Origin of the sequence: Cyanobium sp. BA5m-21 (assembly GCF_024346235.1) — a bacterium.
GTDB classification, from domain to species: Bacteria; Cyanobacteriota; Cyanobacteriia; order PCC-6307; family Cyanobiaceae; genus Cyanobium_A; species Cyanobium_A usitatum.
Window position 1 is genome coordinate 24,728 of record NZ_JAGQCO010000011.1, and the last position, 22,876, is coordinate 47,603.

General features: G+C 63.6%; 40 protein-coding genes and 1 pseudogene. 16 read left to right on the top strand and 25 right to left on the bottom strand.

Going from position 1 to position 22,876, the window contains the following annotated elements; all coding sequences use genetic code 11:
* Positions 1-66: 66 nt before the first annotated feature.
* The 4 genes from KBY72_RS05200 to KBY72_RS05210 form a co-directional block, all read right to left on the bottom strand.
* On the bottom strand, positions 67-207 hold the full coding sequence (locus KBY72_RS05200) for a DUF4351 domain-containing protein (RefSeq protein ID WP_254932261.1): 141 nt from the start codon (positions 205-207) through the stop codon (positions 67-69).
* Positions 208-226: 19 nt separating this feature from the next.
* The gene (locus KBY72_RS05205) at positions 227-421 is read right to left on the bottom strand and encodes an Rpn family recombination-promoting nuclease/putative transposase (protein ID WP_254932260.1); all 195 of its coding nucleotides are present in this window, start codon (positions 419-421) and stop codon (positions 227-229) included.
* Between the two features lie 81 nt (positions 422-502).
* Positions 503-667 (bottom strand): hypothetical protein, encoded by a 165-nt coding sequence (locus KBY72_RS14510; RefSeq protein ID WP_409995480.1) that lies wholly within the window; start codon positions 665-667, stop codon positions 503-505.
* A gap of 33 nt (positions 668-700) precedes the next feature.
* Positions 701-841, bottom strand: coding sequence for a hypothetical protein (locus tag KBY72_RS05210; RefSeq protein ID WP_254960027.1), 141 nt, complete (start codon positions 839-841; stop codon positions 701-703).
* A gap of 92 nt (positions 842-933) precedes the next feature.
* Between KBY72_RS05210 and KBY72_RS05215 the strand changes: the two genes are divergently transcribed.
* From KBY72_RS05215 to KBY72_RS05230, 4 genes are read left to right on the top strand one after another with little or no spacing between them, the layout of a single operon-like run.
* A complete protein-coding gene (locus KBY72_RS05215) occupies positions 934-1,401 on the top strand; it encodes a hypothetical protein (RefSeq protein WP_254932259.1) in 468 nt (155 codons plus the stop codon).
* Complete coding sequence (locus KBY72_RS05220; protein ID WP_254932258.1) at positions 1,398-1,805, top strand: hypothetical protein; 408 nt, start codon at positions 1,398-1,400, stop codon at positions 1,803-1,805. Before KBY72_RS05215 ends, KBY72_RS05220 begins: the two co-directional genes overlap by 4 nt.
* Entirely contained in the window at positions 1,792-2,304 is a 513-nt protein-coding gene (locus KBY72_RS05225) for a GspH/FimT family pseudopilin (RefSeq protein ID WP_254932257.1), read from the top strand. Before KBY72_RS05220 ends, KBY72_RS05225 begins: the two co-directional genes overlap by 14 nt.
* Positions 2,301-2,879, top strand: a complete 579-nt coding sequence (locus KBY72_RS05230; protein ID WP_254960028.1) for a type II secretion system protein J — start codon at positions 2,301-2,303, stop codon at positions 2,877-2,879. Before KBY72_RS05225 ends, KBY72_RS05230 begins: the two co-directional genes overlap by 4 nt.
* Before the next feature lie 103 nt (positions 2,880-2,982).
* On the opposite strand, the gene KBY72_RS05235 is transcribed toward KBY72_RS05230, so the two are convergent.
* The 7 genes from KBY72_RS05235 to KBY72_RS05265 form a co-directional block, all read right to left on the bottom strand.
* Positions 2,983-3,117, bottom strand: coding sequence for a hypothetical protein (locus KBY72_RS05235; RefSeq protein ID WP_254960029.1), 135 nt, complete (start codon positions 3,115-3,117; stop codon positions 2,983-2,985).
* 16 nt (positions 3,118-3,133) lie between these two features.
* Entirely contained in the window at positions 3,134-3,652 is a 519-nt protein-coding gene (locus KBY72_RS05240) for a type II secretion system protein J (protein ID WP_254960030.1), read from the bottom strand.
* A gap of 9 nt (positions 3,653-3,661) precedes the next feature.
* The gene (locus KBY72_RS05245) at positions 3,662-4,237 is read right to left on the bottom strand and encodes a prepilin-type N-terminal cleavage/methylation domain-containing protein (protein WP_254960031.1); all 576 of its coding nucleotides are present in this window, start codon (positions 4,235-4,237) and stop codon (positions 3,662-3,664) included.
* Positions 4,237-4,776, bottom strand: a complete 540-nt coding sequence (locus tag KBY72_RS05250; RefSeq protein ID WP_254960032.1) for a type II secretion system protein — start codon at positions 4,774-4,776, stop codon at positions 4,237-4,239. Before KBY72_RS05250 ends, KBY72_RS05245 begins: the two co-directional genes overlap by 1 nt.
* On the bottom strand, positions 4,773-5,324 hold the full coding sequence (locus KBY72_RS05255) for a hypothetical protein (RefSeq protein ID WP_254993183.1): 552 nt from the start codon (positions 5,322-5,324) through the stop codon (positions 4,773-4,775). The genes KBY72_RS05250 and KBY72_RS05255 overlap by 4 nt, the downstream gene beginning before the upstream one ends.
* Positions 5,325-5,410: 86 nt before the next feature.
* Positions 5,411-6,451, bottom strand: a complete 1,041-nt coding sequence (locus KBY72_RS05260; protein ID WP_254960034.1) for a hypothetical protein — start codon at positions 6,449-6,451, stop codon at positions 5,411-5,413.
* Positions 6,452-7,072: 621 nt separating this feature from the next.
* Positions 7,073-7,501, bottom strand: coding sequence for a prepilin-type N-terminal cleavage/methylation domain-containing protein (locus tag KBY72_RS05265; protein ID WP_254960035.1), 429 nt, complete (start codon positions 7,499-7,501; stop codon positions 7,073-7,075).
* A gap of 108 nt (positions 7,502-7,609) precedes the next feature.
* Between KBY72_RS05265 and KBY72_RS05270 the strand changes: the two genes are divergently transcribed.
* The 5 genes from KBY72_RS05270 to KBY72_RS05285 all read left to right on the top strand — a co-directional run bounded on the left by KBY72_RS05270 (position 7,610) and on the right by KBY72_RS05285 (position 9,795).
* Positions 7,610-7,765 (top strand): hypothetical protein, encoded by a 156-nt coding sequence (locus tag KBY72_RS05270; RefSeq protein ID WP_254960036.1) that lies wholly within the window; start codon positions 7,610-7,612, stop codon positions 7,763-7,765.
* A gap of 86 nt (positions 7,766-7,851) precedes the next feature.
* Positions 7,852-8,613, top strand: coding sequence for a sensor histidine kinase (locus KBY72_RS05275; protein ID WP_254993184.1), 762 nt, complete (start codon positions 7,852-7,854; stop codon positions 8,611-8,613).
* On the top strand, positions 8,519-8,728 hold the full coding sequence (locus tag KBY72_RS14515) for a hypothetical protein (protein WP_409995479.1): 210 nt from the start codon (positions 8,519-8,521) through the stop codon (positions 8,726-8,728). The genes KBY72_RS05275 and KBY72_RS14515 overlap by 95 nt, the downstream gene beginning before the upstream one ends.
* Before the next feature lie 42 nt (positions 8,729-8,770).
* Positions 8,771-9,187 (top strand): ParD-like family protein, encoded by a 417-nt coding sequence (locus KBY72_RS05280; RefSeq protein ID WP_254960038.1) that lies wholly within the window; start codon positions 8,771-8,773, stop codon positions 9,185-9,187.
* An 8-nt stretch (positions 9,188-9,195) separates the two neighbouring features.
* Positions 9,196-9,795 (top strand): zeta toxin family protein, encoded by a 600-nt coding sequence (locus KBY72_RS05285; protein WP_254993185.1) that lies wholly within the window; start codon positions 9,196-9,198, stop codon positions 9,793-9,795.
* Here the strand turns inward: KBY72_RS05285 and KBY72_RS14405 are convergent.
* The 8 genes and pseudogenes from KBY72_RS14405 to KBY72_RS05320 all read right to left on the bottom strand — a co-directional run bounded on the left by KBY72_RS14405 (position 9,764) and on the right by KBY72_RS05320 (position 12,525).
* Complete coding sequence (locus KBY72_RS14405) at positions 9,764-10,027, bottom strand: winged helix-turn-helix domain-containing protein (RefSeq protein ID WP_315859525.1); 264 nt, start codon at positions 10,025-10,027, stop codon at positions 9,764-9,766. The two genes, KBY72_RS05285 and KBY72_RS14405, sit on opposite strands and share 32 nt — an antisense overlap.
* Positions 10,028-10,132: 105 nt before the next feature.
* Positions 10,133-10,360 (bottom strand): annotated as a pseudogene (locus KBY72_RS14410) (response regulator transcription factor); the annotation flags it as partial.
* Between the two features lie 107 nt (positions 10,361-10,467).
* Entirely contained in the window at positions 10,468-10,866 is a 399-nt protein-coding gene (locus KBY72_RS05295) for a type II toxin-antitoxin system VapC family toxin (protein WP_254993186.1), read from the bottom strand.
* The gene (locus KBY72_RS05300) at positions 10,866-11,138 is read right to left on the bottom strand and encodes a FitA-like ribbon-helix-helix domain-containing protein (RefSeq protein WP_254993187.1); all 273 of its coding nucleotides are present in this window, start codon (positions 11,136-11,138) and stop codon (positions 10,866-10,868) included. The genes KBY72_RS05295 and KBY72_RS05300 overlap by 1 nt, the downstream gene beginning before the upstream one ends.
* 48 nt (positions 11,139-11,186) lie before the next feature.
* Positions 11,187-11,672, bottom strand: coding sequence for a TA system VapC family ribonuclease toxin (locus tag KBY72_RS05305; protein ID WP_254932464.1), 486 nt, complete (start codon positions 11,670-11,672; stop codon positions 11,187-11,189).
* Positions 11,669-11,938 (bottom strand): CopG family transcriptional regulator, encoded by a 270-nt coding sequence (locus KBY72_RS05310; RefSeq protein WP_254932463.1) that lies wholly within the window; start codon positions 11,936-11,938, stop codon positions 11,669-11,671. Before KBY72_RS05310 ends, KBY72_RS05305 begins: the two co-directional genes overlap by 4 nt.
* A 201-nt stretch (positions 11,939-12,139) precedes the next feature.
* Positions 12,140-12,304: a type II toxin-antitoxin system PemK/MazF family toxin gene (locus KBY72_RS05315; protein WP_254993188.1), complete on the bottom strand. Its 165-nt coding sequence runs from the start codon at positions 12,302-12,304 to the stop codon at positions 12,140-12,142.
* The gene (locus KBY72_RS05320; RefSeq protein ID WP_254932461.1) at positions 12,301-12,525 is read right to left on the bottom strand and encodes an AbrB/MazE/SpoVT family DNA-binding domain-containing protein; all 225 of its coding nucleotides are present in this window, start codon (positions 12,523-12,525) and stop codon (positions 12,301-12,303) included. Before KBY72_RS05320 ends, KBY72_RS05315 begins: the two co-directional genes overlap by 4 nt.
* A gap of 158 nt (positions 12,526-12,683) precedes the next feature.
* On the opposite strand from KBY72_RS05320, the gene KBY72_RS05325 reads away from it, so the two are divergent.
* Genes KBY72_RS05325 through KBY72_RS05335 form a run of 3 tightly spaced genes read left to right on the top strand, consistent with a single transcriptional unit; the run spans position 12,684 to position 14,300 of the window.
* On the top strand, positions 12,684-12,983 hold the full coding sequence (locus KBY72_RS05325) for a hypothetical protein (RefSeq protein ID WP_254932460.1): 300 nt from the start codon (positions 12,684-12,686) through the stop codon (positions 12,981-12,983).
* Positions 12,964-13,419 carry a TA system VapC family ribonuclease toxin gene (locus KBY72_RS05330; protein WP_254932459.1) on the top strand — a complete coding sequence of 152 codons (456 nt, stop codon included), beginning with the start codon at positions 12,964-12,966 and terminating at the stop codon, positions 13,417-13,419. Before KBY72_RS05325 ends, KBY72_RS05330 begins: the two co-directional genes overlap by 20 nt.
* A 17-nt stretch (positions 13,420-13,436) precedes the next feature.
* Positions 13,437-14,300, top strand: coding sequence for an ABC transporter permease (locus tag KBY72_RS05335; protein WP_254932458.1), 864 nt, complete (start codon positions 13,437-13,439; stop codon positions 14,298-14,300).
* Between the two features lie 40 nt (positions 14,301-14,340).
* On the opposite strand, the gene KBY72_RS05340 is transcribed toward KBY72_RS05335, so the two are convergent.
* Positions 14,341-15,459: an ATP-binding protein gene (locus KBY72_RS05340; protein ID WP_254960046.1), complete on the bottom strand. Its 1,119-nt coding sequence runs from the start codon at positions 15,457-15,459 to the stop codon at positions 14,341-14,343.
* Positions 15,460-15,504: 45 nt separating this feature from the next.
* A complete protein-coding gene (locus KBY72_RS05345; RefSeq protein WP_254960047.1) occupies positions 15,505-15,633 on the bottom strand; it encodes a hypothetical protein in 129 nt (42 codons plus the stop codon).
* Between the two features lie 113 nt (positions 15,634-15,746).
* Here KBY72_RS05345 and KBY72_RS05350 point away from each other — a divergent pair, with 113 nt between their 5' ends.
* Positions 15,747-15,947, top strand: a complete 201-nt coding sequence (locus KBY72_RS05350; protein ID WP_254993189.1) for a hypothetical protein — start codon at positions 15,747-15,749, stop codon at positions 15,945-15,947.
* Positions 15,948-15,968: 21 nt separating this feature from the next.
* Here KBY72_RS05350 and KBY72_RS05355 read toward each other — a convergent pair whose 3' ends face one another.
* A complete protein-coding gene (locus KBY72_RS05355; RefSeq protein WP_254993190.1) occupies positions 15,969-16,664 on the bottom strand; it encodes a TrmH family RNA methyltransferase in 696 nt (231 codons plus the stop codon).
* Positions 16,665-16,827: 163 nt separating this feature from the next.
* Between KBY72_RS05355 and KBY72_RS05360 the strand changes: the two genes are divergently transcribed.
* Both KBY72_RS05360 and KBY72_RS05365 read left to right on the top strand, forming a co-directional pair.
* Positions 16,828-17,190, top strand: coding sequence for an MGMT family protein (locus tag KBY72_RS05360; RefSeq protein WP_254960050.1), 363 nt, complete (start codon positions 16,828-16,830; stop codon positions 17,188-17,190).
* 120 nt (positions 17,191-17,310) lie between these two features.
* Positions 17,311-18,654: a 16S rRNA (cytosine(967)-C(5))-methyltransferase gene (locus KBY72_RS05365; RefSeq protein ID WP_254960141.1), complete on the top strand. Its 1,344-nt coding sequence runs from the start codon at positions 17,311-17,313 to the stop codon at positions 18,652-18,654.
* A 7-nt stretch (positions 18,655-18,661) separates the two neighbouring features.
* Here the strand turns inward: KBY72_RS05365 and KBY72_RS05370 are convergent, their stop codons facing one another.
* The 3 genes from KBY72_RS05370 to KBY72_RS05380 all read right to left on the bottom strand — a co-directional run bounded on the left by KBY72_RS05370 (position 18,662) and on the right by KBY72_RS05380 (position 21,991).
* Positions 18,662-20,782 carry a transglycosylase domain-containing protein gene (locus KBY72_RS05370; RefSeq protein WP_254960051.1) on the bottom strand — a complete coding sequence of 707 codons (2,121 nt, stop codon included), beginning with the start codon at positions 20,780-20,782 and terminating at the stop codon, positions 18,662-18,664.
* 1 nt (position 20,783) lies between these two features.
* Positions 20,784-21,704, bottom strand: a complete 921-nt coding sequence (gene chlG, locus KBY72_RS05375) for a chlorophyll synthase ChlG (RefSeq protein ID WP_396121808.1) — start codon at positions 21,702-21,704, stop codon at positions 20,784-20,786.
* Positions 21,705-21,775: 71 nt separating this feature from the next.
* Positions 21,776-21,991: a DUF2862 domain-containing protein gene (locus tag KBY72_RS05380; RefSeq protein ID WP_254960053.1), complete on the bottom strand. Its 216-nt coding sequence runs from the start codon at positions 21,989-21,991 to the stop codon at positions 21,776-21,778.
* A 57-nt stretch (positions 21,992-22,048) separates the two neighbouring features.
* On the opposite strand from KBY72_RS05380, the gene hisF reads away from it, so the two are divergent.
* Positions 22,049-22,834 carry an imidazole glycerol phosphate synthase subunit HisF gene (hisF, locus tag KBY72_RS05385; RefSeq protein WP_254960054.1) on the top strand — a complete coding sequence of 262 codons (786 nt, stop codon included), beginning with the start codon at positions 22,049-22,051 and terminating at the stop codon, positions 22,832-22,834.
* Positions 22,835-22,876 lie beyond the last annotated feature (42 nt).

Genomic DNA, 22,876 nt, shown 5'->3' on the forward strand with positions numbered 1-22,876 from the left:
GTGATTTCTGGGGTAGATGGGTCTTAAAAGCTTTGTCTCCTGAAATCTGTACAAGCTGTACGGAATTCAGGGGAGCGCAGCGAACCAGGCGGCCAGGTCGTCCTGTCCATGAAAATCGAGCAGGGCTTCCGCAAGGGCCTCGATCTGGGCGGTGATGCCGCCCATGGCGCATGCCTCCGGGATAGATCGGGTTGGAAAGCGTCTCACCAAGATAGGGGCGATCACATCATCGAGCGTCGAGTCGATATTCGCGCTCTTTCAGTGCTGGTGCTGAAAAGGTGTAACCGGCGGCGTCAGCAGGAAGCCCCTCAACTTGCGAGAGGATCCGGTTGGGATTGTTTTGGAACTGCTTAAGGAGTTTGTACAGCTGTACAAACTCCTTAAGAGTGCGGACAGAAAGGCCGATAGCCACGATCTCCATGTGGATCTGGTTTTGAGGAAGTCTTCGACAGTGCCTGTGCGTCAACAGCCCTAGGTGCCAGCACCAATGGCAGCGCTGTGGCTAACGGCGATCGCTTGTTATCTCATTTGGCTGCTGAGTACTTAACAAGTTGAGCGAGGAGTAGCCGGTGCCGAAATTATCCGGCGACAGCTCGATGCCCGCGGCGCGTAAGGCCTGGAGATTTGCTTTGGTGGTGGCGGAGCGATCCAGGATGCCCAGCAGCAGTCGGTGTCGTTGATTGCTTTCAACTTATCTACATCAATAAACAGCACCGCAAGGCGGCTCAATGAAATGGCGCCGCCGCTTCAGCATCACTTTGGCGCGCATCAGCAACACCGCTACCAGAACAACTGCCAGAACAACTGCCGTGAGCAGCAGCAGAGCCAATAGCAATTTCAAGGATTTTGCTGCCCGTGGGAACACTGATCGGGTCGTTGTACGCCAGGTGCCCCATGGCCCGGTTCCCCCGTTCTTTAGCTAGCCCTCCTCCCATGGCGGCTGGTTTTCTGTTGCCCCTCTCTGCCACAGCCTCGCTGCTGCTTGTGCTCAGTAGCGTTTCGCTCCAGGCGGCGGCGCTGCAGGCCCGTAGCCAGGTGCAGGCCGGCCAGCGGTTGCGGCAGGCGGAAGATCAGTTGATGTCGGCGGCCCAGCACCTGCTGGCGGCGCCAGCTACCCCCGTCGAGGGCCAAACCGGCCAGGTGGGCCCGGTGGCCTACCGCTTGGTGGCTTTTGACGGCCCCCATTGGGATGGCGCCCTTGCGGCCGGCGGCCTGCAGCGGGGCCGAGCTGCCGCCACCTTGGAGCTGCAGCCCACGGCGGAGCAGCCCCGTGCCCTGCGGGCGGCCTATGGCCTGGAGCTGTCCCGCACCCTTACCCCTGAAGGCACCGGCAGCCAGCAGCTGCTGGCAGTGCGGGAGCTCGGTTTGCGTGGCCGCACCAGCAATGGGGTGGCGCCATGAACTTGGTGGAGGCGATGGTGGCTTCGGCGATGTTTGTGACCTCGTCGAGTTGCTCCTTGCAGTTGTGGTCGGGCAGCGTCAGCTGGGCGCGCCAGGCGGAAGCGCAGCAGCAGCAGGCTGCCCAGCTGGAGGCAGCGCTCCTGGCTAGCCAGGCCCAGCTCACGGCCCTGGCAGGCACAGCGATTGCCGCTGATTGCACGGCCGCCAGCAGCTGGCTTGCGGCCCATTTGCAAAGCCTGCCCAGTGGCGAGGGCCTCGTGCGCCAGGTGAGCGCCGAGCCCGGAGCCCTGGTGCGGGTGGCGGTTAGCGACGCCAATGGCCTGGAGCGCCAGCGCTGGCTCAGCCCGGCGGCCTATGGGCTGTGCGGTGCCCACCCCCCGGAGCAGGGCGATGCAACGACCTGACTCAGGCTTCAGCCTGCCCGAGCTGCTGGTGACGGTGAGTGTGCTGGGCTTGCTGGCCAGCCTGGCCATAGATGGCGGCCAGCGCAGCCTGGCGCGGATGCGGGTGGAAACCACCAGCCGGCGGCTGGGTTGGGGCTTAGAGCAGGCGCGCCGCCAAGCCCAGAGCCTGGGCCAGCCCTGCGCCCTCGAGCTGGGCCCCAGCGGTTGGCGCCAGCCCAGTGGCGGCAGCCTGCCCGGCTGCGGCTTGGCTGATGTTGAGCTTCAGCCCAATGAGGCCACCGGGGTGGCTATCGGCTCCAATTTCCCTGGGGCCTTGCGTTTCAGCAGCAACGGCCTGGTGCTTGATGGCGGCACGGTGGTAATCAGCGCAGCGGGCACGGATCTGCGCCGTTGTTTGGTGATGTCGCTGCCGCTGGGGGTGGTGCGGCTGGGCCGCTACGAGGGCGGGCAGGGCGATTCGCCCAGCAGCAGCGCCTGCCGGGCCGAGGAGGCGTTGTGAAAGAGGAGCAAGGGTTTTCGCTGGTGGAGTTGCTGCTGGCCCTGGCGATTGGTTGCGGCCTCAGTGGCGTGATCCTGCAGGCGCTGGTGGCGGAGGGGGCCACGAGCCAGCGCTTTGGCCGGCTGCTGCGGGAGCGGGCTGTGGCCCAGCGCACCCTGGAGCTGGTGCGCGGTGATTTGCTCCAGGCGCGGGGCTTGGCCGATCCCGCCGGGCTGGCGCCGGCCTGCAACCTGGCGGGCCGCAGCGTGGTGCTGCATCTGGATACTGCCTCTGGCCCGATCACCTATTCATTGGGTAAGCCGGCTGAACCGATCTGGCGGGGCAAGGTGCTGATGCGCTGCGGACCGGCCTACGGCCTGCATGGCGAGCTGGGCAGCGGCGCAGCCCAAAACCGGGTGGTGCTCGATGCGTTGGCGGCCAGCGATGGCTTCCGGGCCCAGCCCGCTGGCGCGGGGGTGCTGCAGCTGGAATTGGCGCAGGCCTGGGCCGATGGGGGGCGGCTGAGCTCCCGCTTGCCGGTGGCTATTGGGGCAAATACCGTACAAAACCAGACAGACCACGCTGGCGACAGCTGATGCAGTAGACGATGCGATTTTCAGCGTCGATGCGCCGTTACCAATAGCCGGTTAAAGCATGACGCAGGGTGGATTTAGTCCTCCCATGCCTCTGGGGAGAAAATCAGTCGCACGGCAGTAGGTCGTGTTCTTCTCCGCCACCGCTGTTCAGGCAGGCGATAGAGCGGAGCAGGCGCTGGGCGTTGGCAGGGCTGCGCAGGAGAAAGGTTGTTTCCTCCTCACCGCGGCGTGTGATCACTACTGGTTCATGGTTTTCATACACCTTCCGTGATCGAGCGCACGCGGCACTGGGCGCCGTCGGGACTAGCAGTTTTATAGATAACGCCGTTTGAATCCTGCACGCTGATTCGATAAGTCGGTTGACGGGCATTGCTGGTGTCCACATCAAAGTCGACTACGCCTCGCACCACCAAGGCATCGCTGGCGCTGGAATCCACCAATCGTCCTTGGGCGTTTATGGGTGGTCCGTTGCGGATTAGCTCACCACTAATAACTTCGTAGCGAATCGGTGCGGTCATTCCTGGCACGTCAAGCACTAGGGCGCTGCCCTCAGTATGTGCTTGCTCAGCTTGCTGGATTTCGTGGTTAATTAGAAATTGCACCCGGCCGCATTGGTCCTGCAGGCGTAGCAGGGCGGTCAGCCGGCTGCTGGTACGTATGTGGGTAAGCATCATGGTGATGGCGCCGCTTAGGATCACGCCGCCGATCGCCAGCACCACAAGTAGCTCCACCAGGGTTATGCCTGCGGTGCGGAGTTGGCGGCGGATAGGCATGGCTTCTGCTCAGATGCGGTCGCTGGCGGTGTCGCAGTGGCCTGCGTTGAGGCGGCCCACCTGGATAAGGCCCATCAGGCCCTCTAGCTGCACGCAGCGCAGAGGATCCTGGCCATCAGCCAGCGACACCTCAATTACGATCGGCGCATTGGCTGCCGGCGCTGGAAACAGGGTGCCAGCCGGGGTGAATACAAAGCTGCCTGCGGTGGTTACCACCTGGAAGCGCTGGCTGGTGCCGAGGCTGGGAATGACCAGGGGCTGGCTGCTGCGGCAGTTGTTGGCGATGGGCGAGGCGGCGGCAACAGAGTCGGCATCGGTTGTACCCACATCAGCTCCCTGGGCCAGTACGGCACCAGCGGCCAGGGTGCCGTCGAAAAGTGTCACTTGACAGCTGCTGCCCTTGAGGGCGGCGCGGCGCACTGATTCGAGCCAGCCGGCTAGCTCCACCACCACGGCATTCACCTGCTCGCGGCGCCAGTCGCGGTTGCCTGCGTCGATAACCAGGCCTGAGAGCACGCCCAAAATTGCCACCACCACCAACACTTCCGTCAGGCTGAAGCCTGGATAGGGGCGCTTCATGGGCATCAGGCCGCCACGGTGGGCATTAGCTGCACCTGGCGCAGCACGCGGCCATCGGTGCCGCTCCAGCGCACTAAGTAGCGCTGAGGTGGTGTGGAGGATGGTGAGCCAGAGCTGCTGAGATCAGTGCTGGCACGGCGGGTGATCTCGGAGCCAGTGAGCTTTGGAGTGCTGTTGATGTGGCTAATCAGGTTGTCTGCTAGCCCAACTGCGCAGAGCTGACGGAAAGTGGGCGTGTGGGCTGGGTTGTCAGGATTGGCGGGCACGTATTGGTTCTGGTTTGGCGGATTGCCGCCGGTTTGCACGCTGCAGGGGATGGTTGCGCAGGTGTAGCGGTCGTTGTGATCAAGGATCACCGCTAATTCATTGTTGATCGCAAATTGCTGTTCGAGGGTTTGGCTGATGGCTCTGGCCTGGCTAGTGGCCTGGTTAAACAGGTAGGTGCCGCCCATTGAGGAGATCGCCATCACTACAGCAGCCACCAGCAACTCCACCAGGCTGAAGCCGGAGTTGCGTTGTGGCTGAGCTTGATGGGATTGGATCATTTGCCATACCAACGGAAGCCTTCGACCGCCCGTGCCACCCAGTCGAACACCAGCGGATTGGTAGCGCTGGTGGTAGCGGTGTCTGGCGGTACTCCGTGGCCGGCGAGACCCATGGCCTGGGCAACCCCCGAGCCAGGCACCACCCAGGCGACGCTGCCGTTAGAGGTGATTCGGTTGGCCCACAGCACGCCGCTGTAGTGCGAGCCACCACTGATTGTCACTGAGCCTTGGGGAAACCAGGCAAACAGATTGAGACTGCTGACCCCACCTGCTAGGGAAACGACCTGGGTGCCGCAGCTGGCGCAGCCGAATAGGGATAGATCGGTGATTTTCGCGCCCCCGGCATGTTCCAGTGTTTTGCCGCCGCCGCTGCTAATTACTGTGCCTGAATTGGGGAAGTAAAGCCGTAGGAGCCGAACACTTGTGCCGATCACTTTTATGTTGAAAGCGCTGTAATCAAGCGTGTCCAGCACGCAGTGCAATTCTTCTCTGCCATCGCCATCACTGTCGTGGGTTTTGCAGTAGTTGTGGTTGGTCGTGCTGCTCATGTCTACAGCGGCATTAAACGCTACGGTGCTGGTGTCTGCGGCCTTGCAATTCGGCACGATCGTGCTGCTTAGGTTTGCGGCGTTGATTACATCACTGCTGTGGCAAGTTGCAAAGGCCAGGGGGTGTCTTTGATTGCCGCAGAGAGGGAGCCGCCAAGCCGGGCGATGCTTCCTACGCCGGTAGGGGCTGGTGCGGGCACTTGCGGCACAGGATTTAGATCCACTGTCGCCACCTGCAGGGTGTAGGAGGTGGAGGTGGGATCGAAGTCGCAATCGGGAGTGGAGTCGGCAATGCAAATCAGCGGATTTACTGGTTTTGAATTACTTCCTCCTGTTTCAATCGTGGTTATGCCATTGATCTTGATGTAACCAGTGTTGTTCTCGGCGGCACCGCCAAGAAAGCCCCAGTTGGCTGAGATGCAAACGCTGGCCCCATCACTACCTAGGCCGTAGTTCACATTGCCGTGGGCTCCCCCGAAGGGCACGCCACAGCACTTGGGAACGAGTTGCAGCTCCTCTTCCAGGCGCACACTGCTGATGGTCTGGCCATTGCGCAGGGCCGAGCCCTCCGCTGCGAGCACCACCTTGCCTCGGCCCGTGGGCTGAAATATGCGCAGTAGGGGGTTGCTGTCAACGCCTGCAAGGGGCTGGCGTTTCACCCACAGCAGCTGATATGCCTTGGTGGCCTGGCTGAGGTTGGTCACCACCTGGCCGTTGGCATTGAGCAGCACCCGGTTGTATGGGGCATTAGCGGCGTAGCCGAGGCTGGCGTTGCTTTCCAGATCGGGCCTGCCGCTTGTGCCGCCAAGGCAGGGATTCACCGATGCAGCTGCATCTGCCGCGGTCCAGCGGTAGCTGGCGGGGTCGGCGCCGCTAGTTTTTTTGGCCAGTAAGCCGCGGTTTTGGGGCCGGTTTAGCTCGCCCACGATGCGGGTGACCCCTGTTTCAGCCGCATCGCGCGCATCGCTGCTGTCGCGCTGAAAGGCGGCACTGATCACGCCATCGCTGGCACGATCGGCCAGCATCAGGCCGCCCAGCAGCACCATCAGCGAAGCCACCAACACCAGGGGGAGGGAGAAGCCTTCTTCTGGGTGGGCTCTGTTGAGGTGGCGGGGCGGGATTTTCACCCTGGGAATAGGGGTGTCTTACTTCAGGGTATACAGAGAATTTGGGATTGGTATTGGTAGTGGTGGCAAACTTTATTGGCCACGCGGTGGATAACGGATTTGCGGTTCAGGCGGCACCGCTCGTAATAGCTGATTTGGCCCACTTCTTAGGGGTGCGGTGAGGTTTTTAAACCGGAAATATCAAGTGAGGATGCTGCTGGCTGGACTGGCTGTTGATGCCTGGGCGGGGCTGTGGTTGATTAGATTGAACGCTGCTCGATTGCATGATATTTGAAAAATCGATATTCCTGATACTATTTTGTGTAAGCGGGAAACGTATGATAAAAGAGTAGCTTTGCTGAGTAGCTGGTCGCACAAGGCAATGGAGCTGCAGGGGCTTGCTGGGTTTTGAGCTGACTACGCCAAGGTCTCTCTCTGCTTGCTTTCCCCGCTTGGCTTGCGTATGGGTCGCAAGGAATATATGGGGCTTGGCATCTAATAAAAAATCTCTCCCCCGGAGCCTGCCCGTGGAAGAGATTTAAGGCTGACAACTACTTGTATCGTAGTCAGCGGGGATGCATGGTTCTAAAGTATTAATTAGATGGATAGGAAAAGCGAGGCTCTGGTCTTGTTTAGATTGGTCTAGGGAACTGCTGGAGTGGTAAGGGAGACGCCACCATTAGTTGCTATGGTTGCAACGGCTTGTGTGGTAAGGGCGGGAAAATTAGCAACCAAAGATGTATAAGTTTGCGCAGTCCCGGTTGCGGCACATGTGGTGGGAGTAATACCAGCTGGCGCAACGAACTGAGTCTGTTCGGTATCAATTTGAAGAGCGGCGCATGCTCGTGCTGCGCTCATAACGGTTGAATCGGCTGCCTTCGCTCTGGCTTTTTCTTGCTGGTTCAGGAATGCAGGAATGGCGATGGCCGACAGGATGCCAATGATGATCACAACGATCAGCAGTTCCACCAGCGTGAAGCCGGCTTGCAGCTTGCTGCGCTTCTTGGAGCTATGGAGGCGCTGGAATATCGCGCGTTGGGCCAGAAGCTTGGATTGGAGGCTGGAGGTCATGGAAAAGCGGCTCGTCGACTGAAACACGAAATAATTATTGCGCTGTTTTGCCGCCGTGCCAACAGAGGCAATCTGAGCAGAATCAGAGGATTGTCTGGTTGTTGCGCCATGGCCCGCTGGCCAGTGCGGATTTCTCCACTGCGGCTCTGGCTGCAGAGCACCTCGCTGCTGGCGGTGCTGGCTGGCTACAGCCTGCTGCTGCTGTTCAACCAGCAGATGGCCGGGCTGCATCGCAACGCCGCCCACCGCAACGCCGCCAGCTAGCGCCCCAGCTGAAGGCTGCCCTGCTGCCGGGCTGGCACCTGCAGCTGCTGCAGCCCTGGGGCAGCCGCCCTTCAGAGCCCAAGGCGATGCCTGTGCTGCAGAGCCGTGGTGGCCAGGAGTGGCTGGTGAGCCAGGTGCCCCTGGCCCTGGTGGATGGCAGCGCTGCCACCCTGTTGGTAGAGCAAAACGTGACCGCCTCGGTGCAGCAGGAGCGCCTGGCCTTCTGGCTGCTGGTGGTAGCCGCCGGTGTATCCAGCCTATTCACCAATGGCCTGCTGCGCCTTGTGTTGCAGAGGGGTCTGGTGCAGCCCCTGCAGGAATTCACAAATCATCTCTCCGCCACCCAGCCGTCGCCCCTGGCCTGGGACCAGATTCCCGTGGCCGAGCAGCCCGAGGAGCTGCAGCCCGTCGCCCTTGCTTTCAACGATCTTCAGCAGCGCCTTTCGGTTCCCTGGGAGCGGCAGCGTTCCTTTGTGGATGGCGTGGCCCATGAGCTGCGCACGCCGATCACCCTGATCTCCGGCCATGCCCAGCGCTTGCTGCGCCAGCCGGGTCTTGAGGCCACAGCGCCCTCGCTGCAGCTGATTCAGCAGGAGGCCCTGCGCATGGGCAGCCTCGTGAGCAACCTGCTCGATCTGGCCCGCATTGATTCGGGCCGTCAGCAGCGGTTGGCGCTTGCGCCTAGATACGCCAGCGGCGGAGCTGCTAGTGGCGATGGGGGATCCGGAGCGGCTGCAGGAGTGCCTGGCCGCCTTGATCGAAAACGCCCTCCACTACAGCCCCACGCCGCAGCCGGTCAGCCTTGCCGCCGATCAGCAGGGCGATTCCCTGGTGCTGCATGTGTGTGACCAAGGCCCTGGTGTGGAAGCTGGCTCGGTGCAGGTGGCCGAGGCCCCCGGTGGTGGCGCTGATTTTCAGCTGCATCTACCCCTGTCTAGGAGCTTGGAGGTGGTCAGCGCGTAGCAGATTGCTACGATCAAATCCGTTCTCCTGTCGAGCTGGGCTATGGCGAAATCCCCATCCCCGGTGCGCCTGCAGGAGGAGTTGATGCAAAGCGCTACCCAGGCAGGTGCCCGGCACCATCGCAGCGCCGCCGAGCAGATCGAATACTGGGCAGCACTGGGCCGGCAGGTTTGTCGTTTTGTCGACCCCGACAGCTTGCTGGATGTGCAAGCTGGGCTGGCGCGGCTGCAGGTGGAGCCGGTTGTGGCTCAGCCCGTGGCGCCAGAAGCGGTGTTCGCTGCCATTGAAAGGACAAGGCAGAGCGGGGAGCTGCCCCACTTGGTGAGTCATGCCGCCATCCGCTACCAGGCTTCTGCCAGTCAGCCCGGAGCGCTGGAGCGCATTGCAGCAGATGGCAGCCGCAGCACCGGCAGCTTTTCCAACGGCATCTTTATTCCCTGTGAGCCGGAGTTGGGTTGAGCGAGCGTGTGGTTTCTGGCAAACAGCTCTGGTTGCTGGTGGGCGGTAACGGCGCCGGCAAGAGCACCTTTCATCGGCTTTTCCTGGAGCCCCTGGGTCTTCCCTTTGTGAATGCCGACAACCTCGCCAAACTCATCGAGCCGGAGGCCCCGGAAGCCCATGGGCTTGAGGCGGCCCTACTGGCTGAGCAGCAGCGCGAATTATTGCTGCTGAGAGGTTTCAGCTTTTGCTTTGAAACGGTCTATTCCCATCCTTCCAAGGTCGATTTTGTTGCCCGCGCCAAGGCACTGGGTTACGAGGTGATCTTGGTGCTGATTCATCTCAATAACGCCTCCTTAAACCAGGCACGGATCGTCCAACGCATATCAGAGGGTGGTCATCACGTTCCGGCTGAAAAGGTGATCAGCCGTATCCCCCGACTGCTCAAAAATGTAAAGGCTTCATTGCCCCTTTGCGATCAAGTGCGTCTTGTTGATAATTCCTCTGCTGATAATCCGTTTTTGCCTGTAGCCACAATCATTGCTGGCCTTGAGCAGCGCTACCAAGATCCACTCCCGGATTGGGCCCTCGATCTGCTTAGGCCCTTGGGGGTGCCTCCTTCAGCATGAAGCCCACGCCGCGCACCGTCTGAATCAGGTTGGGTTGGCCCTCTCTCTCTAGCTTGCGGCGCAGCGCCCGTATATAGACATCAAGCACGTTGTCGTCGCCTACCCATTGTTCGCCCCACACCGCGTTGAGGATCGCTTCGCGGCTATGCACCTGATTGGGCTGACGCAGTAACAGGTGCAACAGCTCAAATTCCCTGCCGGTGAGGGTGATGCTTTCGCCGCCCCGGCTCACCTCCCGGCTGGCCGCAGTGAGCTGCAGATCCGCTAGCTGCAGTATTTCCGGCTCGCTGCTGGATTTGCTGGTGCTGCGCAGCCGTGCCCGTCCCCGGGCCAGCAGCTCCTCGATTGAAAAGGGTTTGGTGAGGTAGTCGTCGGCGCCGGCATCGAGCGCCTCCACCCGTTCGCGCACGTCGTCGCGGGCGGTGAGCATCAGCACCGGCGTGTGATCATCGCTGCCCCGCAAGCGCCGGCAGATCTCCACACCGCTGAAATCCGGCAGGGTCCAATCCAGCAGCAGCAGGTCCCAGGATTCGGCGCGGATCAACCCCAGGGCCTGCTGGCCGCTGGCCGCCTCCGTGCAGGCTTAGCCCTCGATCTCCAGCTCGGTGCGCAGAAACATCCGCAGCTCCGGGTCGTCGTCGACGATCAGTAGGCGGGGGCTGGGTATGAGTTTCACGGCAGCACCTTGGAGGCAAGTCCCTCAAGGCGCTGATCAGCCGTTAATAGCTGGGCTGCCTCTCGCCTGGCTAGGGCAAGGTAAAGACAATCGTAGACAGGATGGTCGAGGTGGCAGGCCAGTGCCAGTGCCTCCACCTGTAGGTGGCGATCCGGTTCGATTTGATCCACCAGATCGCGGGCATCCGCCAGCAGGGCCTGCGGATCAAGTCCGTTGAGGTTGCCGCCGCGCTGCAGTTTCCACAAGGTGTTGGCTACTTCGCTCAACATCAACTCTGGTGCCAGGACCAGCGGGGCCTGTTTGAGTTGATCCAGCCACTTGGACCCCACCGGATCGCCCGTTATCACCCGGATCGCTGCAGAGGCATCCAGCACACAAGTCGGCATGGCGTCCATTAGCGCTCCCGGTCGGCCCGGACCAGATCTTCCGGGGACTGGGACCACTTCAGGGGCGGGCTCTGTGACCAGCGTTGTTCGATGCGCTCCAGGGCCGCTCGGCGCCGTAGACGGGGATCTCCGCCCGCCTGGGTTTCCAGGTCGGACAAGGCCTGCTGGCTGAGGCTGCGTTTGTGGGCCCGGGCACGCCGCTGCAGCAGCCGATGCAGCGGTTCGGGCAGGTCGCGAATCTGAAGCGACGGCATCGTCATCGTGTCGGACTCGGTAAACACTTTAATGCAAGCGCATGCGTTATGCATGCACTTGCTTGGGCTCTCCAGCTACTGGCTGGCGCGTTCAGGGGCATGACCTGCCAAGCCTGCGGTGTCCGTGGCAATCAGCTCGAGGCTGGCCTGCCCGCCTGCCACGGCAACGGTGGTGAGGCGTTGGTCGAGGCTGGCCAGCACCCCTCCCTGTTGCACCGCCAGAGCTAGGAGATAGGTGTCGGTGATCTGGCCCGAGTCCACCAGGGCCCGGGGGTTGACATGGCTAAGGCCCAGCAGGCTCGGGGCGTCTGCCCAGAACCGGTGCTGCGGATGGCCAACCAGCTCCTCCAGGATCCGGCTCACCACCGCCGGCGATCCCGGGGAATTCGGGTAGCGGGGATGCCCCACGATCCGCAGGACTGCGTTCTGGGTGATCACACAACTGGCCCAGGGAGCTTCGCCCCGGCTGGAAAACCAGCGGTGGCAGCTCTCGTGGTGCACATGCCTTGGGTCGATTAAGGCGATTAGCACGTTGGCATCGAGCAGGGCAACAGGGATCACTCCCCGTCCTCCCGCAGGCTGTTGACGAGCTCAAGATCCACGGGGCCTCCGCTGGGTTGCAGGGGCAGCAACGGAAACCCATTGCGCTGCTCCGGCGGCGGGCTGCCGGGATCTGCTGGCCCTGGGGTGGTTAGGGCGCGGCGTAGCAAGTCGCTGATCACGTTCCCGATGGGTTGGCGCTGTTCGCGAGCCAGCACCCGTGCTGCTGAGAGCACGTCGTCATCCAGCCGCAGGGTGGTGCGCATCTGGTGTGAGGCATCAATCATCAACCTTAGCCGCGATCTTCAGCCTCGTTCTCAGCCCACCAATTTGTGCAGCTGGGCTGCGACCCCATCGCGATCGGGCGGGGCCATGTGTCCCAGGGTCTTCAGGATCAGGCGTTCATCCAGCGTGAACACCTTGAAGCGCACCAGGCAGGGCTGGGGCAGGCCGGCGGCCTGGTGGTGTTGGATCCTCCAATCCAGGGGTCACGCGGATTGTTTGGCCGACGTCACCATCGCCAGCAGCACGTGGCCTGAGGCGCGCTGGAAGTCGGGTGAAGACAGCACCACCGCCGGTCGCCGCTTCTGGGTGGCGCGATCCGTGAAGGGGAACGGCACCAGAACCAGCGAATGACGTTCCAACGGCTTCATAGCCCGGCGAAGGCTTCCTCATCCGCTGGGCTGCTCCACTCCTGCAGGCTGGCATCGAGGCTGCGTAAGTAGGCCAGGTCGAGTGGAGCAATTGCCCGCACGCGGACCGAGCCATCTTCCATCTCCCAGCTGAGTTGATCCGCCTGCCGCAGCCCCAAGGCTTCACGCACCGCCTTGGGTACGGTCACTTGCCCCTTGGCCGTATGGGTTGCGACCTCCATCACCCTCTCACCAATGCCCTCGGTATCCCACCCTAGGGCTGAGGTCTCCTTTCGGTAAGGAAGCCTTTCGGCTCGCATGGTCAGCTGGGCATGGTCAACTGGGCATGCTTGCTGGCATGCCAGTAAGCTGGCTTTTGTGGCTGCTGAGGGCGTCGACCGTGAAAACCACCATCGATCTGCCAGACACACTGCTGCATCAGGCCAGGCAGCGCGCCTTGCATGAAGGTCGCCCCTTTAAAGACCTGGTTGCCGAGTTCATTCGCCAGGGATTGAGCCAGGTGGGTGCCAAGCCAGCAACCCGGCCAGGCAGTCCACTTGAGTTGGCGGCCGATGGCCTGCCGGTGTTCCGCCGCGATCCAGCTGTGGCGCCGCAAATCCCCTCGCTGCAGGAGCTTCTGGAGCTCGAGCACACCACCCTGGCGGCGGAGGACCAGCAGCGTGCCGGCTTCCCTGGTTGACACCAACGTGTGGTTGGCCGCCACTTTTGAAGGCCATCCCTGTCATCAAAGCGCCCGTCAGGAGCTCTTGGCTGCCACACCCGCCGATCCTTGGCTGTGGTGCCGGGCCACGCAGCAGAGTTTTTTGCGCCTAGCCAGCACCGCGGCCGTGTTTCGCTCGTGCGGAGTGGAACGAGCTACCAATGCCGATGCCATGGCAGCACTTGAGCAGTGGTTGGTGCTTCGGCAGGTGGCGTTTGTGGAGGAGCCGCCCGGGGTGATGGCCCACTGGGCCAGGTTGGCCGCTGTCGATCAGGTGGCCCCCAAGCGCTGGATGGATGCCTATCTGGCTGCCGTGGCCATTGCGGGCGGCTGGTGTTTGATCAGCTTCGATCGCGATTTCCGCAGCTTTCAGCCCCAGGGATTGGATCTGTGGCTGTTGCCTCACGCCGCCTAGCTGCGTAAGGTCGCGCCATGCTCCTATCGCTGCGCCGCGCCCCCAGCCTCTCGGCCCGCATGGCCCGCTGGGGGTTGGTGATCGTGGTGGCCTACGCCCTGGTGGCCCTGCTCACGCCGCTGCTGGTGCATGCCGGCTGGCTGGCCGATCCCAACTCCGGCTTGCAAAATCCGATCTACGCCCAGCCCTCGCTGAGCCACTGGTGCGGCACCGATCGTTTGGGCCGCGACGTGTGCGTGCGCACCCTGGCCGGCAGTGGCGTGGCCCTGCAGGTGGTGCTGCTGGCCCTGGTGATCGCCCTGCTGATCGGTGTGCCGCTTGGCATGGTGAGCGGCTACTTGGGCGGCTGGGTGGATCGGGTGCTGGTGCTGCTGATGGACACCCTCTACACCCTGCCGGTGCTGCTGCTCTCGGTTGTGCTGGCCTTCCTGCTGGGCCGGGGCCTGCCCAATGCCGCCGCCGCCCTTTGCGTCGTCTACATCCCCCAATACTTCCGGGTGGTGCGCAACCAAACCGCCCAGGTGAAGGCCGAGTTGTTTGTGGAGGCGGCCCAGTCGCTTGGCGCCGGCCCGATCTGGATCCTGCGCCGCTACCTGCTGCGCAACGTGATCACCTCGGTGCCGGTGCTGCTCACCCTCAACGCCGCCGATGCCGTGCTGGTGCTCGGTGGCCTCGGCTTTCTTGGCCTGGGCCTGCCCGAAACCATCCCCGAGTGGGGCGGCGACCTGCAGCAGGCCCTCACCGCCGTGCCCACCGGCATCTGGTGGACCGCCCTCTACCCGGGCCTGGCCATGTTTGTGCTGGTGCTGGGGCTGTCGTTTTTAGGTGAAGGCCTCGAGACCTGGCTCAGCGGTGGCAGCGCCCAGCGGACGGGATCCTGAAGCCCAGATCTTGAAAGCCCAGAGCAGAAGCCTGGCTCCTTCAGGGGCGCAGCTGCCTAAGCCAGGCTTCCAGAGGTTCACAGCGGATGCCATCGATCAGCAGCGGTTCTGGGCAAAAGGAGAGCAGCAAGCGCTCTGCCTCCGGGTAGTCCTCGCCGAAGGCCCGCAGCGCCTTGAGGTCGCTCCGATCGATGCGCCTGCTGTGTTTCACCTCGATTGCCATAAACAGGTCTGGGCCATACACAACGAAATCCACCTCCAATCCAGATCGGGTGCGCCAGAAGCTGAGTTGGGCCCCTCCTGGCCGCAGCTGGCAGAGCGCCCGCAGGTGCTGTGCCACCAGGGATTCCAGAGCGATGCCGCCAATCTCTTCCGGTGCATCAAGCGGGCCGCGGGGCCTGAGGGAGCGAAAAACTCCGGCATCGAAGCAGAAAAACTTCTGGTGCTGCACCAGCTGCCGCTGGGCCCGTCGTTGAAACACCGGTAGTCGAAAGCTGATCAACAGATCCTCAAGAATTCCCAGATAGCTTTCGGCCCTTTTGCGGGGTATCTCGGTTTCCCGGGCCAGGTTTGCCAGGTTTAGTAATGAGCCCTGCGAAAAGCTAATCACCTCTAGAAACCTTGCGAAATCCCCGATCTGACGCACCAGGGCTTCTGCCTGCACCTCTTCTTGCAGATACAGCGAGGCATAGGCCGCCAGGGTTGCCTGGGGATCCACTGCCTGCCACACGAGGGGCACTAGTCCATTGGATTGGGCCCGCATCAGATCAAAATCCTGGCCGAGCTCAGCAGCCATGAAGGGCCCCATGTGCACTGCCACCAGCCGCCCGCCGAGCAGGTTGGCAGCCCCGTGGCGCAGCTTGCGAGCACTCGAACCGGTGAGCACAAAACGCAGATCACGCCGCTGCTCCACCAGGGCATGCACCACATCGAGCAACTGGGGGGCTTTCTGGATTTCGTCGATCACCACCGTGTGAGCGGATTTGCCAGCGGCAGCGATTAATTCGGCCAGCCGCTCTGGCCGGGCCTGGTAGGCCCTCAGTACATCCGGTGCCAGCAGATCCAGCCGCAGGGCTTCGGGAAACACCTGTGCCAGCCAGGTCGACTTGCCGGTGCCGCGGGGGCCAAAAAGGAAGAAGCTGCCAGGAGGTGGCTGCAAAAATCGCCGCACTGCCGCCATATACGCAGCCAAAATGGAGTTTTGCTAGCCATTTTGCACGGGATCTAGGCGTTTACTCGCTTGTTTCTTGATGCTCCCGGGCTTGGCGTTGATCTGCCGCTCGCCGCTGAGCCGCGCGGCCTTGGGCTCCAGGATCGTGATCTTGTCGACCACCTACCCGATCGAAGCCGGAATCTGCAAACTTGCAGGGCTAGGGGACACGGCCTGCAAGTGGCGCCCCACAATGGGAACGTCCCGCCAGCCTGTGGATAGCCATGCCCTGGTGGTTGGATCTGCTTCTGCTCTCTGCAGCGACGGCGCTTTGGTGCAGCGGCAACGCCAATGACGACGACGTTTGGAGCCTGTTCCAGAAGTTTCTCGCTGCCGTTGCCCTGGCGGTGGTGCTGCTGGGCGGCCGCCAGATTTTCCTGGAGCTGCTGGCCCTCGGCTTGGCCCTGTGGCTGCCCAGTGCCCGCAGATATCAGTAGCCCAGCATCAGTAGCCGGGCTTCAGTGCCTGAGCTTGATCGTGCGGGGCAGGGTTTCGCTGATGGCCCCCTCGGCATCAAGGCTTGGATAGGGGCGGCCTTCCCGCTGGCACCAGGCCGCCACCTCCGGATAGGCCCACTCAAACAGCAGGTTGTCGTAGCGCCCGGCCGGCACCCCTTCGCCGTGGAGTGGCAGCACCCCGGCGGCCTGCCGCTGACGCAGCGCCTCAAACAGCAGCGTGGCGCAGGCCACGCTCACATTCAGCGACTGCACCATGCCGTGCATCGGGATCACGATCGGCTGATCTACCAATGCCGCCGCTTCAGCGCTTAAACCCCACTTCTCCGCCCCCAGCACCAGGGCGCTGGGGCCGGTGAAGTCGCACTGGCGGTAGTCCACCGCTTCCACCGACAGGTGGGTGCCATAGAGCCGAAAGCCCTGGTCCTTGAGTTGGCGCAGCAGGGCCACGCTGGCGCCGTCGCTATGGCGATGCAGCGGTACCCACTTTTCACTGCCCTTAGAGGTGCAATTGAAGGTGGGGGTGCGGCCCGCCAGGCTCACCACATGGGCCTCCAGCACCCCCACCGCATCGCAGCTGCGCAGGATCGCCGAGAGGTTGTGGGGCTTATCCACGTGCTCAAGCACCACGGTGAGATCGCCCATGCGGCGATCGAGCACGGCCTTGAGCCGCTCAAAGCGGCGGGGCAGCAGGGGCATGGCGTCGGGCTTAGTTGAGGTGCGGAATCACGGGCATCTCCCGAATGCCCAGTCTCCCTAATGACAAGTAGGCCTTCGGCAGTCACTTTTTTGTTTTTAGGCTGGGTTCAACATTCGGTTGCCCAAGCTCAAACCAGCTTTGCTTCCTCCCGCCCGGCGCTCGATGCAAGCTCCCGCCCCCACGTTTGATCAGCGGGTTTACGCCGTCGTTGCCCAGATCCCTTGCGGACAGCTGGCCACCTACGGCCAGATCGCTGAGCTGGTTGGGGTGTGGGGCGCCGCCCGCCAGGTGGGCTGGGCCCTGCGGCGGCTGCCGTTGCCGTCGCCCATTCCCTGGCAGCGGGTGGTGAATGCCCGCGGCCAGATCAGCTTCAACCCCAGCCGTGAAGGCAGCGACTGGATCCAGCGTGAGCTGCTGCTCGCTGAAGGCATCCCCGTAGATGCAGCCGGCCAGCTTCCCCTGGCCCAGCACCGTTGGCGGGCTGGAACTGGAGCTGGGGATGGAGAAGGTGTGTTTATCAATTAGTTCTCCTTAGCTAACTAGCAAAAAACATCCACCTCCCCAGCCACCTTCCCCGCCGCCTCCCCCCGCCCATCACACCCCTGCGCGCTAGTTGTGGAGCCTTGACCTCCGCTTTCCCACTCCCTGGCACTCGCCCCCCCAGCCGAAACTCCCGCGATTGGCCTGGCGCCGCGCCAGCTTGCCTGGCAGGTGTTGCTGGCGGTGGGCGCTGGCGCCTACGCCGATGTGGCGCTCGAGCGGGAGCTCCAGCGCCATCCCCTTGAGGGCGCCGACCGGGCCCTAGCCACCGAACTTGCCTACGGCACCATCCGCCAGCGGCGCCTGCTCGATGCCTGGCTCGATGCCCTCGGCAAGGTGCCCGCAGCCCGCCAGCCGCCCAAGTTGCGCTGGCTGCTGCACTTGGGGCTCTACCAGCTGCTGTTCAGCAGCCGGGTGCCGGCCTCCGCGGCGGTGAGCACCACCGTGGAGCTGGCGAAACGGGGCAAACTCGGCCGGCTGGCGCCGGTGGCCAATGGCCTACTTCGGGCCTGCGGGCGCCGGCGCGCGGAGGCCGGGCCTGAGCCCTGGGATGGTCTGGGCCCCCTGCCCAGCGACCCCGCCGCCAGCTATGGCCTGCGCCATTCCCTGCCCGCCTGGCTCGCTGAGCTGGCGTTGCAGTGGCCTGATCCCGAGGCCTTCGGTCTGGCCTGCAACCAACCCCCCGCCCTCGACCTGCGCCTCAACCTGCTGCGCACCACGCCTGCTGCTGTTTTGGAGGCCTTCACTGCCGCCGGGATCGAGGCGGCCCCCCTGCCGGATCTGCCCGGGGGCCTCACGCTGCTGGGCCGCAGCGGTGAGTTGCGCGCCCTGCCCGGCTACGCCGAGGGGCACTGGTGCGTGCAAGATCGCGCTGCCCAGGCGGTGGGTCTGCTGCTCGATCCCCAGCCCGGCGAGCGGATCCTCGATGCCTGCGCCGCCCCCGGTGGCAAGAGCACCCATCTCGCTGAGCTCATGGGCAACGAGGGTGAGGTGTGGGCCGTGGATCGCTCCGAGGGGCGCCTGCGCCGGGTGGGCGTCAATGCCGCCCGCCTTGGCCTGCAGTGCATCCACACCCTGGCCGCCGATGCCACTGCCCTGGCGGCTGAGAAGCCTGAGTGGCTCGGCTGGTTTGATCGCATCCTGCTGGATGCCCCCTGTTCGGGCCTCGGCACCCTGGCCCGCCACGCCGATGCCCGCTGGCGGATCAGCCCTGAATCCATCACCGAGTTGGTGCCCCTGCAGCGGGCCCTGCTGGAATCCCTGCTGCCCCTGCTCAAGCCGGGCGGTCAGCTCGTGTATGCCACCTGCACCGTGCATCCGGCTGAAAATGGCCAGCTGCTCGCTGGCTTCCTTGCTGATCACCCCGGCTGGCAGCTGCAGCAGAGCTGGCAGCGCTGGCCAGCCGCCAGTGGTGGCGACGGCTTTTTTGCCGGCCGGCTGCAGGCCTAAGGCGGGGTTAGGGGGGTGGTGGTGGCGCCATCACCGGGGGTGGCGGGGCTTCCAGCGGTGGCGGTGGCGGTGGGGCGGGCGCCGGGCTTGGAGCAGCAGGGGTGCTTGGTGTTTGCGGCTGGGGCGCGGCAGGGCTGGCCGGTACGGCTGGTGTGTAGGGCTGCTCGTTGAGGCTGGGGGTGGGATCAAGCTCCAACGGCTGGGGTGCCGGTTCACGCCAGCTTTCGGGGCTGGCTGCCGGTTTACGGCGGCGCTCAGCTTGCTTCTTATCGCGCCGGTAGGTGTCCTCTAGCTGCGGCTTGGGCGGAAACTGGCGCACTGGCAGGTCCTTGCTTATCGGCGCCATAAAGGCCCGCCAGGCGTAGGTGGCCACCACGCTGGTGTCCCTGGTTGTGCGGCTGTCGTCGTAGCCCAGCCACACCCCAGTGGTGAGCTGGGGAATCGAACCGATAAACCACAGGTCGCGGCCCCCCTCTGAGGTGCCCGTCTTGCCGGCCACCGGCCGGTCTGGCAGGGCCGCGCCGCCGCCCGTGCCCGACCGCACCGCCTGCTCCAGCATCCACAGCATCAGGGCAGCGATGTCGCTATTGACGGCCCGGCGCCCTTGATCGCCATCCACCCGGCGGCTCCACAGCAGCTCGCCATCGGGGCCGAGGATCTCTTCAAACGGTGTTGGTTTCACGTAGATACCACCGTTATTGATGGCGGCGTAGGCGGCGGTCATGTCCACCACGGTTTGCTCGGTAGCGCCAAGAGCTAGGGGGTAGAAGCGCCCCAGCTCGCGGGTGATGCCGAGGTTCTTGGCCGTTTCAATCACCTTGTCGAAGCCCAGCTCCTGCAGCAGCCCCACCGCCACCGTGTTGAGCGAGTTCTGCAGCGCCATCACCATCGACACCGAACCGAAGTAGCGGTTGCCGAAGTTCTTGGGGCAGTAGCCGGCGAAGCAGCGGGCCGAATCGCGGAATATTCGCTCTGGCAGCATCCCCCGCTGCAGGGCCGTGAGATACACAAACAACTTGAAGGTGGAGCCGGGCGAGCGCAGGGCCTGGGCTGCCCGATTGAACTGGCTGTCCTTGAAGTCGGTGCCACCCACCATCGCCCGCACCAGGCCGGTGCCGGGCTCCATCGCCACCAGAGCGCCCTGCATGCTGCCGGTGGCATAGATGTTCACCGCCGACTGCGCCTTCTCCTGCCAGGCCAAATTGACGCTGCTGCGCACTGTCAAACCACCCACCTCGAGCTGCTCGGGGCTGAGCACCTTGGGCAGTTCCTGCTGCACCCAGCTGCTGAAGTAGGGGGCGCGGCTGTCTAAGTATTTGGGTTCAGCTGGCTTCAGTTGCAGCGGTGCCGCTTCAGCCTGCTGTTGCTCACTGACGCTGATGAAGCCCGCCTCCTCCATGCGGCGCAGCACCACTGCCCGCCGCTCCAGGGCCAGGTCGGGATTCACCAGGGGCGAATAAACCGAGGGGGCTGGTGGCAGCCCTGCGATCAGGGCGGCTTCCGGGAGGGTTAGCTGGTCTGGGGTTTTTGTGAAATACACCCAGGCCGCGTCGGCCACGCCGTAGGCGCTTGAGCCGAGATAAACGACGTTGAGGTATTCGGTGAGGATCTGCGGTTTGCTGAGCTGGCGCTCGAGCTTGCCGGCCAGGGCGGCCTCCTTGAGCTTGCGAATCAGGGTGCGATCCTGGCTCAGAAATACGGTGCGGGCCAGCTGCTGGGTGATCGTGCTGGCCCCCTCCTCCACCGAGCCCTTGCGCAGGTTGCGCACCATGGCCCGGCCGATCCCTACCGGGTCAATGCCGTCGTGCCGATAGAAGCGCCGGTCTTCCGCGGCGATAAAAGCCTGCTGCACCAACGCCGGCATCGTTTCGGGCGTCAGCTTTTCGCGAGTAACCGGCCCGATCTTGTGCACCACCTGGCCATCGGCCGAGAGGATGGTGAGGGTGCCTGGGCGGTTGAAGTGGTTGATGCCGCGGGCGTCGGGCAGCAGGCTGTCAAAGCCCGCCACTAGCGCCGCCTGGCCGCAGGCAACGCCACCGCCAATCAGGGCTGCAAGCAGCCCTACTCCCACCAGGTTGGTGCGGCGGGGCTGGGGAGCTTTGCCGTTGGCGGGGGGCTGGCGGTTCACCTCAGCTAACGAGGGAGCTGTGGCCGATTGCCAGGGCGGTCACAAGCATGCCGAGCACCAGGAATGGTTGGGCACTTGCCTGGTATTTGACATCGAAGGCAACTGGATCACGCAGCAGCCAGATGTCCTGGAAGGTGATCTGGGGAATGATCAGCAGCACCAACAACACCGCCGCGAAGTGTTGGCCGATGGCGATCAGCACGGCCACCATCGCCAGCTGAAATACATCGATCATGCCGGCGCTGATCCAGCTGGCTTTTTCGATACCGAAAGCAACCGGTAGGGATTGCAGGCCCATGGCACGGTCGCCCTCGACGCTCTTGAAGTCGTTGACCACGGCGATGCCAAGGCCCGCTAGGGAGTAGGCCAGGGTGAGTAGGGCGGTGGTCCAGGTGAGCTGGCCAAAAAGAGCCTGGCCTGCCCACCAGGGCAGGGCGATGTAGCTGGCGCCAAGGGCGTAGTTTCCCAGCCAACCGTTTTGCTTGAGCTTCAGCGGCGGAGCTGAATAGATAAAGCTCACAAAGGAGCCGCCCAGGGCCAGCAGCAGCAGCACCGGGGTGGTGTGACCGGCCCAGAGATCAAGGCCGTAGGCCACTCCTAGCCCTGCTAGCAGCAGGATCCAGATCTGGGCCTTCACCTGGCCTAAAGGAATCGCTCCTGAAGGAATCGGCCGGTATGGCTCGTTGATCGCGTCGATTTCGCGGTCGTAGTAGTCGTTGATCGTTTGGGTGTAGCCGGCCAGCAGGGGCCCGCTCATCAGCATGCAGGCGATCGAGGCTCCCACCTCGCTGAGGCTCCAATGGAAATTGCCTGAGGCGGCAGCACCGCACAGCACACCCCAAATCAGGGGTATCCAGGTGACCGGCTTCATCAGCTGCAGCCGGATTTTCCAGATACTGCTGGTACCGCTGGCACCCTTCATGCCCAGCAGCTGACGGGCGCCGCCGCCGCTGGCCGCTTCGGGATTGGGGCTGTTGCTCAACGGCCTAGGCCTCAGGCGAGGGTGAGTTCGTCGTCAAAGAACCAGGCGATCTGACCACCGCTTAGCTCCACCACCACACCGATGCCCTTGCCATCCACCGTGCGGAAGCCGGTCACGGTGCCGGTGGAATCGGCCTTCAGGGAATCAACCATCTCACTGGAGATGCGATCCCGAACCCGGGTGATCCGCACCTTCGAGCCGATGTTGATGGTGGCAGCCTGGGACATGGCCGGCGCGACTGGAAAGTGGCGCAACCTTAACAGTGCCCTACGGAGCTCCAGTCCATGGTTGCCAAGCGGATCATTCCCTGTCTCGACGTGGCCGATGGCCGGGTGGTGAAGGGGGTGAATTTTGTTGGGCTGCGCGATGCTGGTGATCCGGTCGAGCTGGCCTGTCGGTACAGCGCTGCTGGGGCAGATGAGCTGGTTTTCCTCGACATCGCCGCCAGTCACCAGGGCCGCGGCACCCTGGTGGAGCTGGTGCAACGCACCGCTGAAGCGGTCACCATTCCCTTCACCGTGGGCGGTGGCATCAGCAGCGTTGAGGGCATCACCGCCCTGCTGCGCGCCGGCGCCGACAAGGTGAGCCTCAACTCATCAGCCGTGCGCGATCCCGAGCTGGTGGCCCGCGGCGCCGAGCGCTTTGGTTGCCAATGCATCGTGGTGGCGATCGATGCCCGGGCCCGCGCTGGCGGGGGCTGGGATGTGTACGTCAAAGGTGGCCGCGAGAACACGGGCCTCGATGCGGTGGCCTGGGCCCGGCAGGTGGTGGCCCTCGGAGCTGGCGAGATCCTGCTCACCTCCATGGATGGTGATGGCACCCAGGCGGGCTACGCCCTGGAGCTCACCCGCGCCGTGGCCGATGCGGTGCAGGTGCCAGTGATCGCCTCCGGCGGTGCCGGCTGCATCGACCACCTCGCTGAGGTCCTCGACCCCGGTCTGGCGGGTGGCCATGCCTCAGCAGCCCTATTGGCCTCCTTGCTGCACGATGGCATTCTCAGCGTTGAGCAGATCAAGACCGAGCTGCTGCGCCGTGGTTTGCCGATACGGCCCCTCGCATTGAGTTGTTAAGGCTCGTTACATTGGCTAGAGACCTTCACTCGGTTCGGCCAG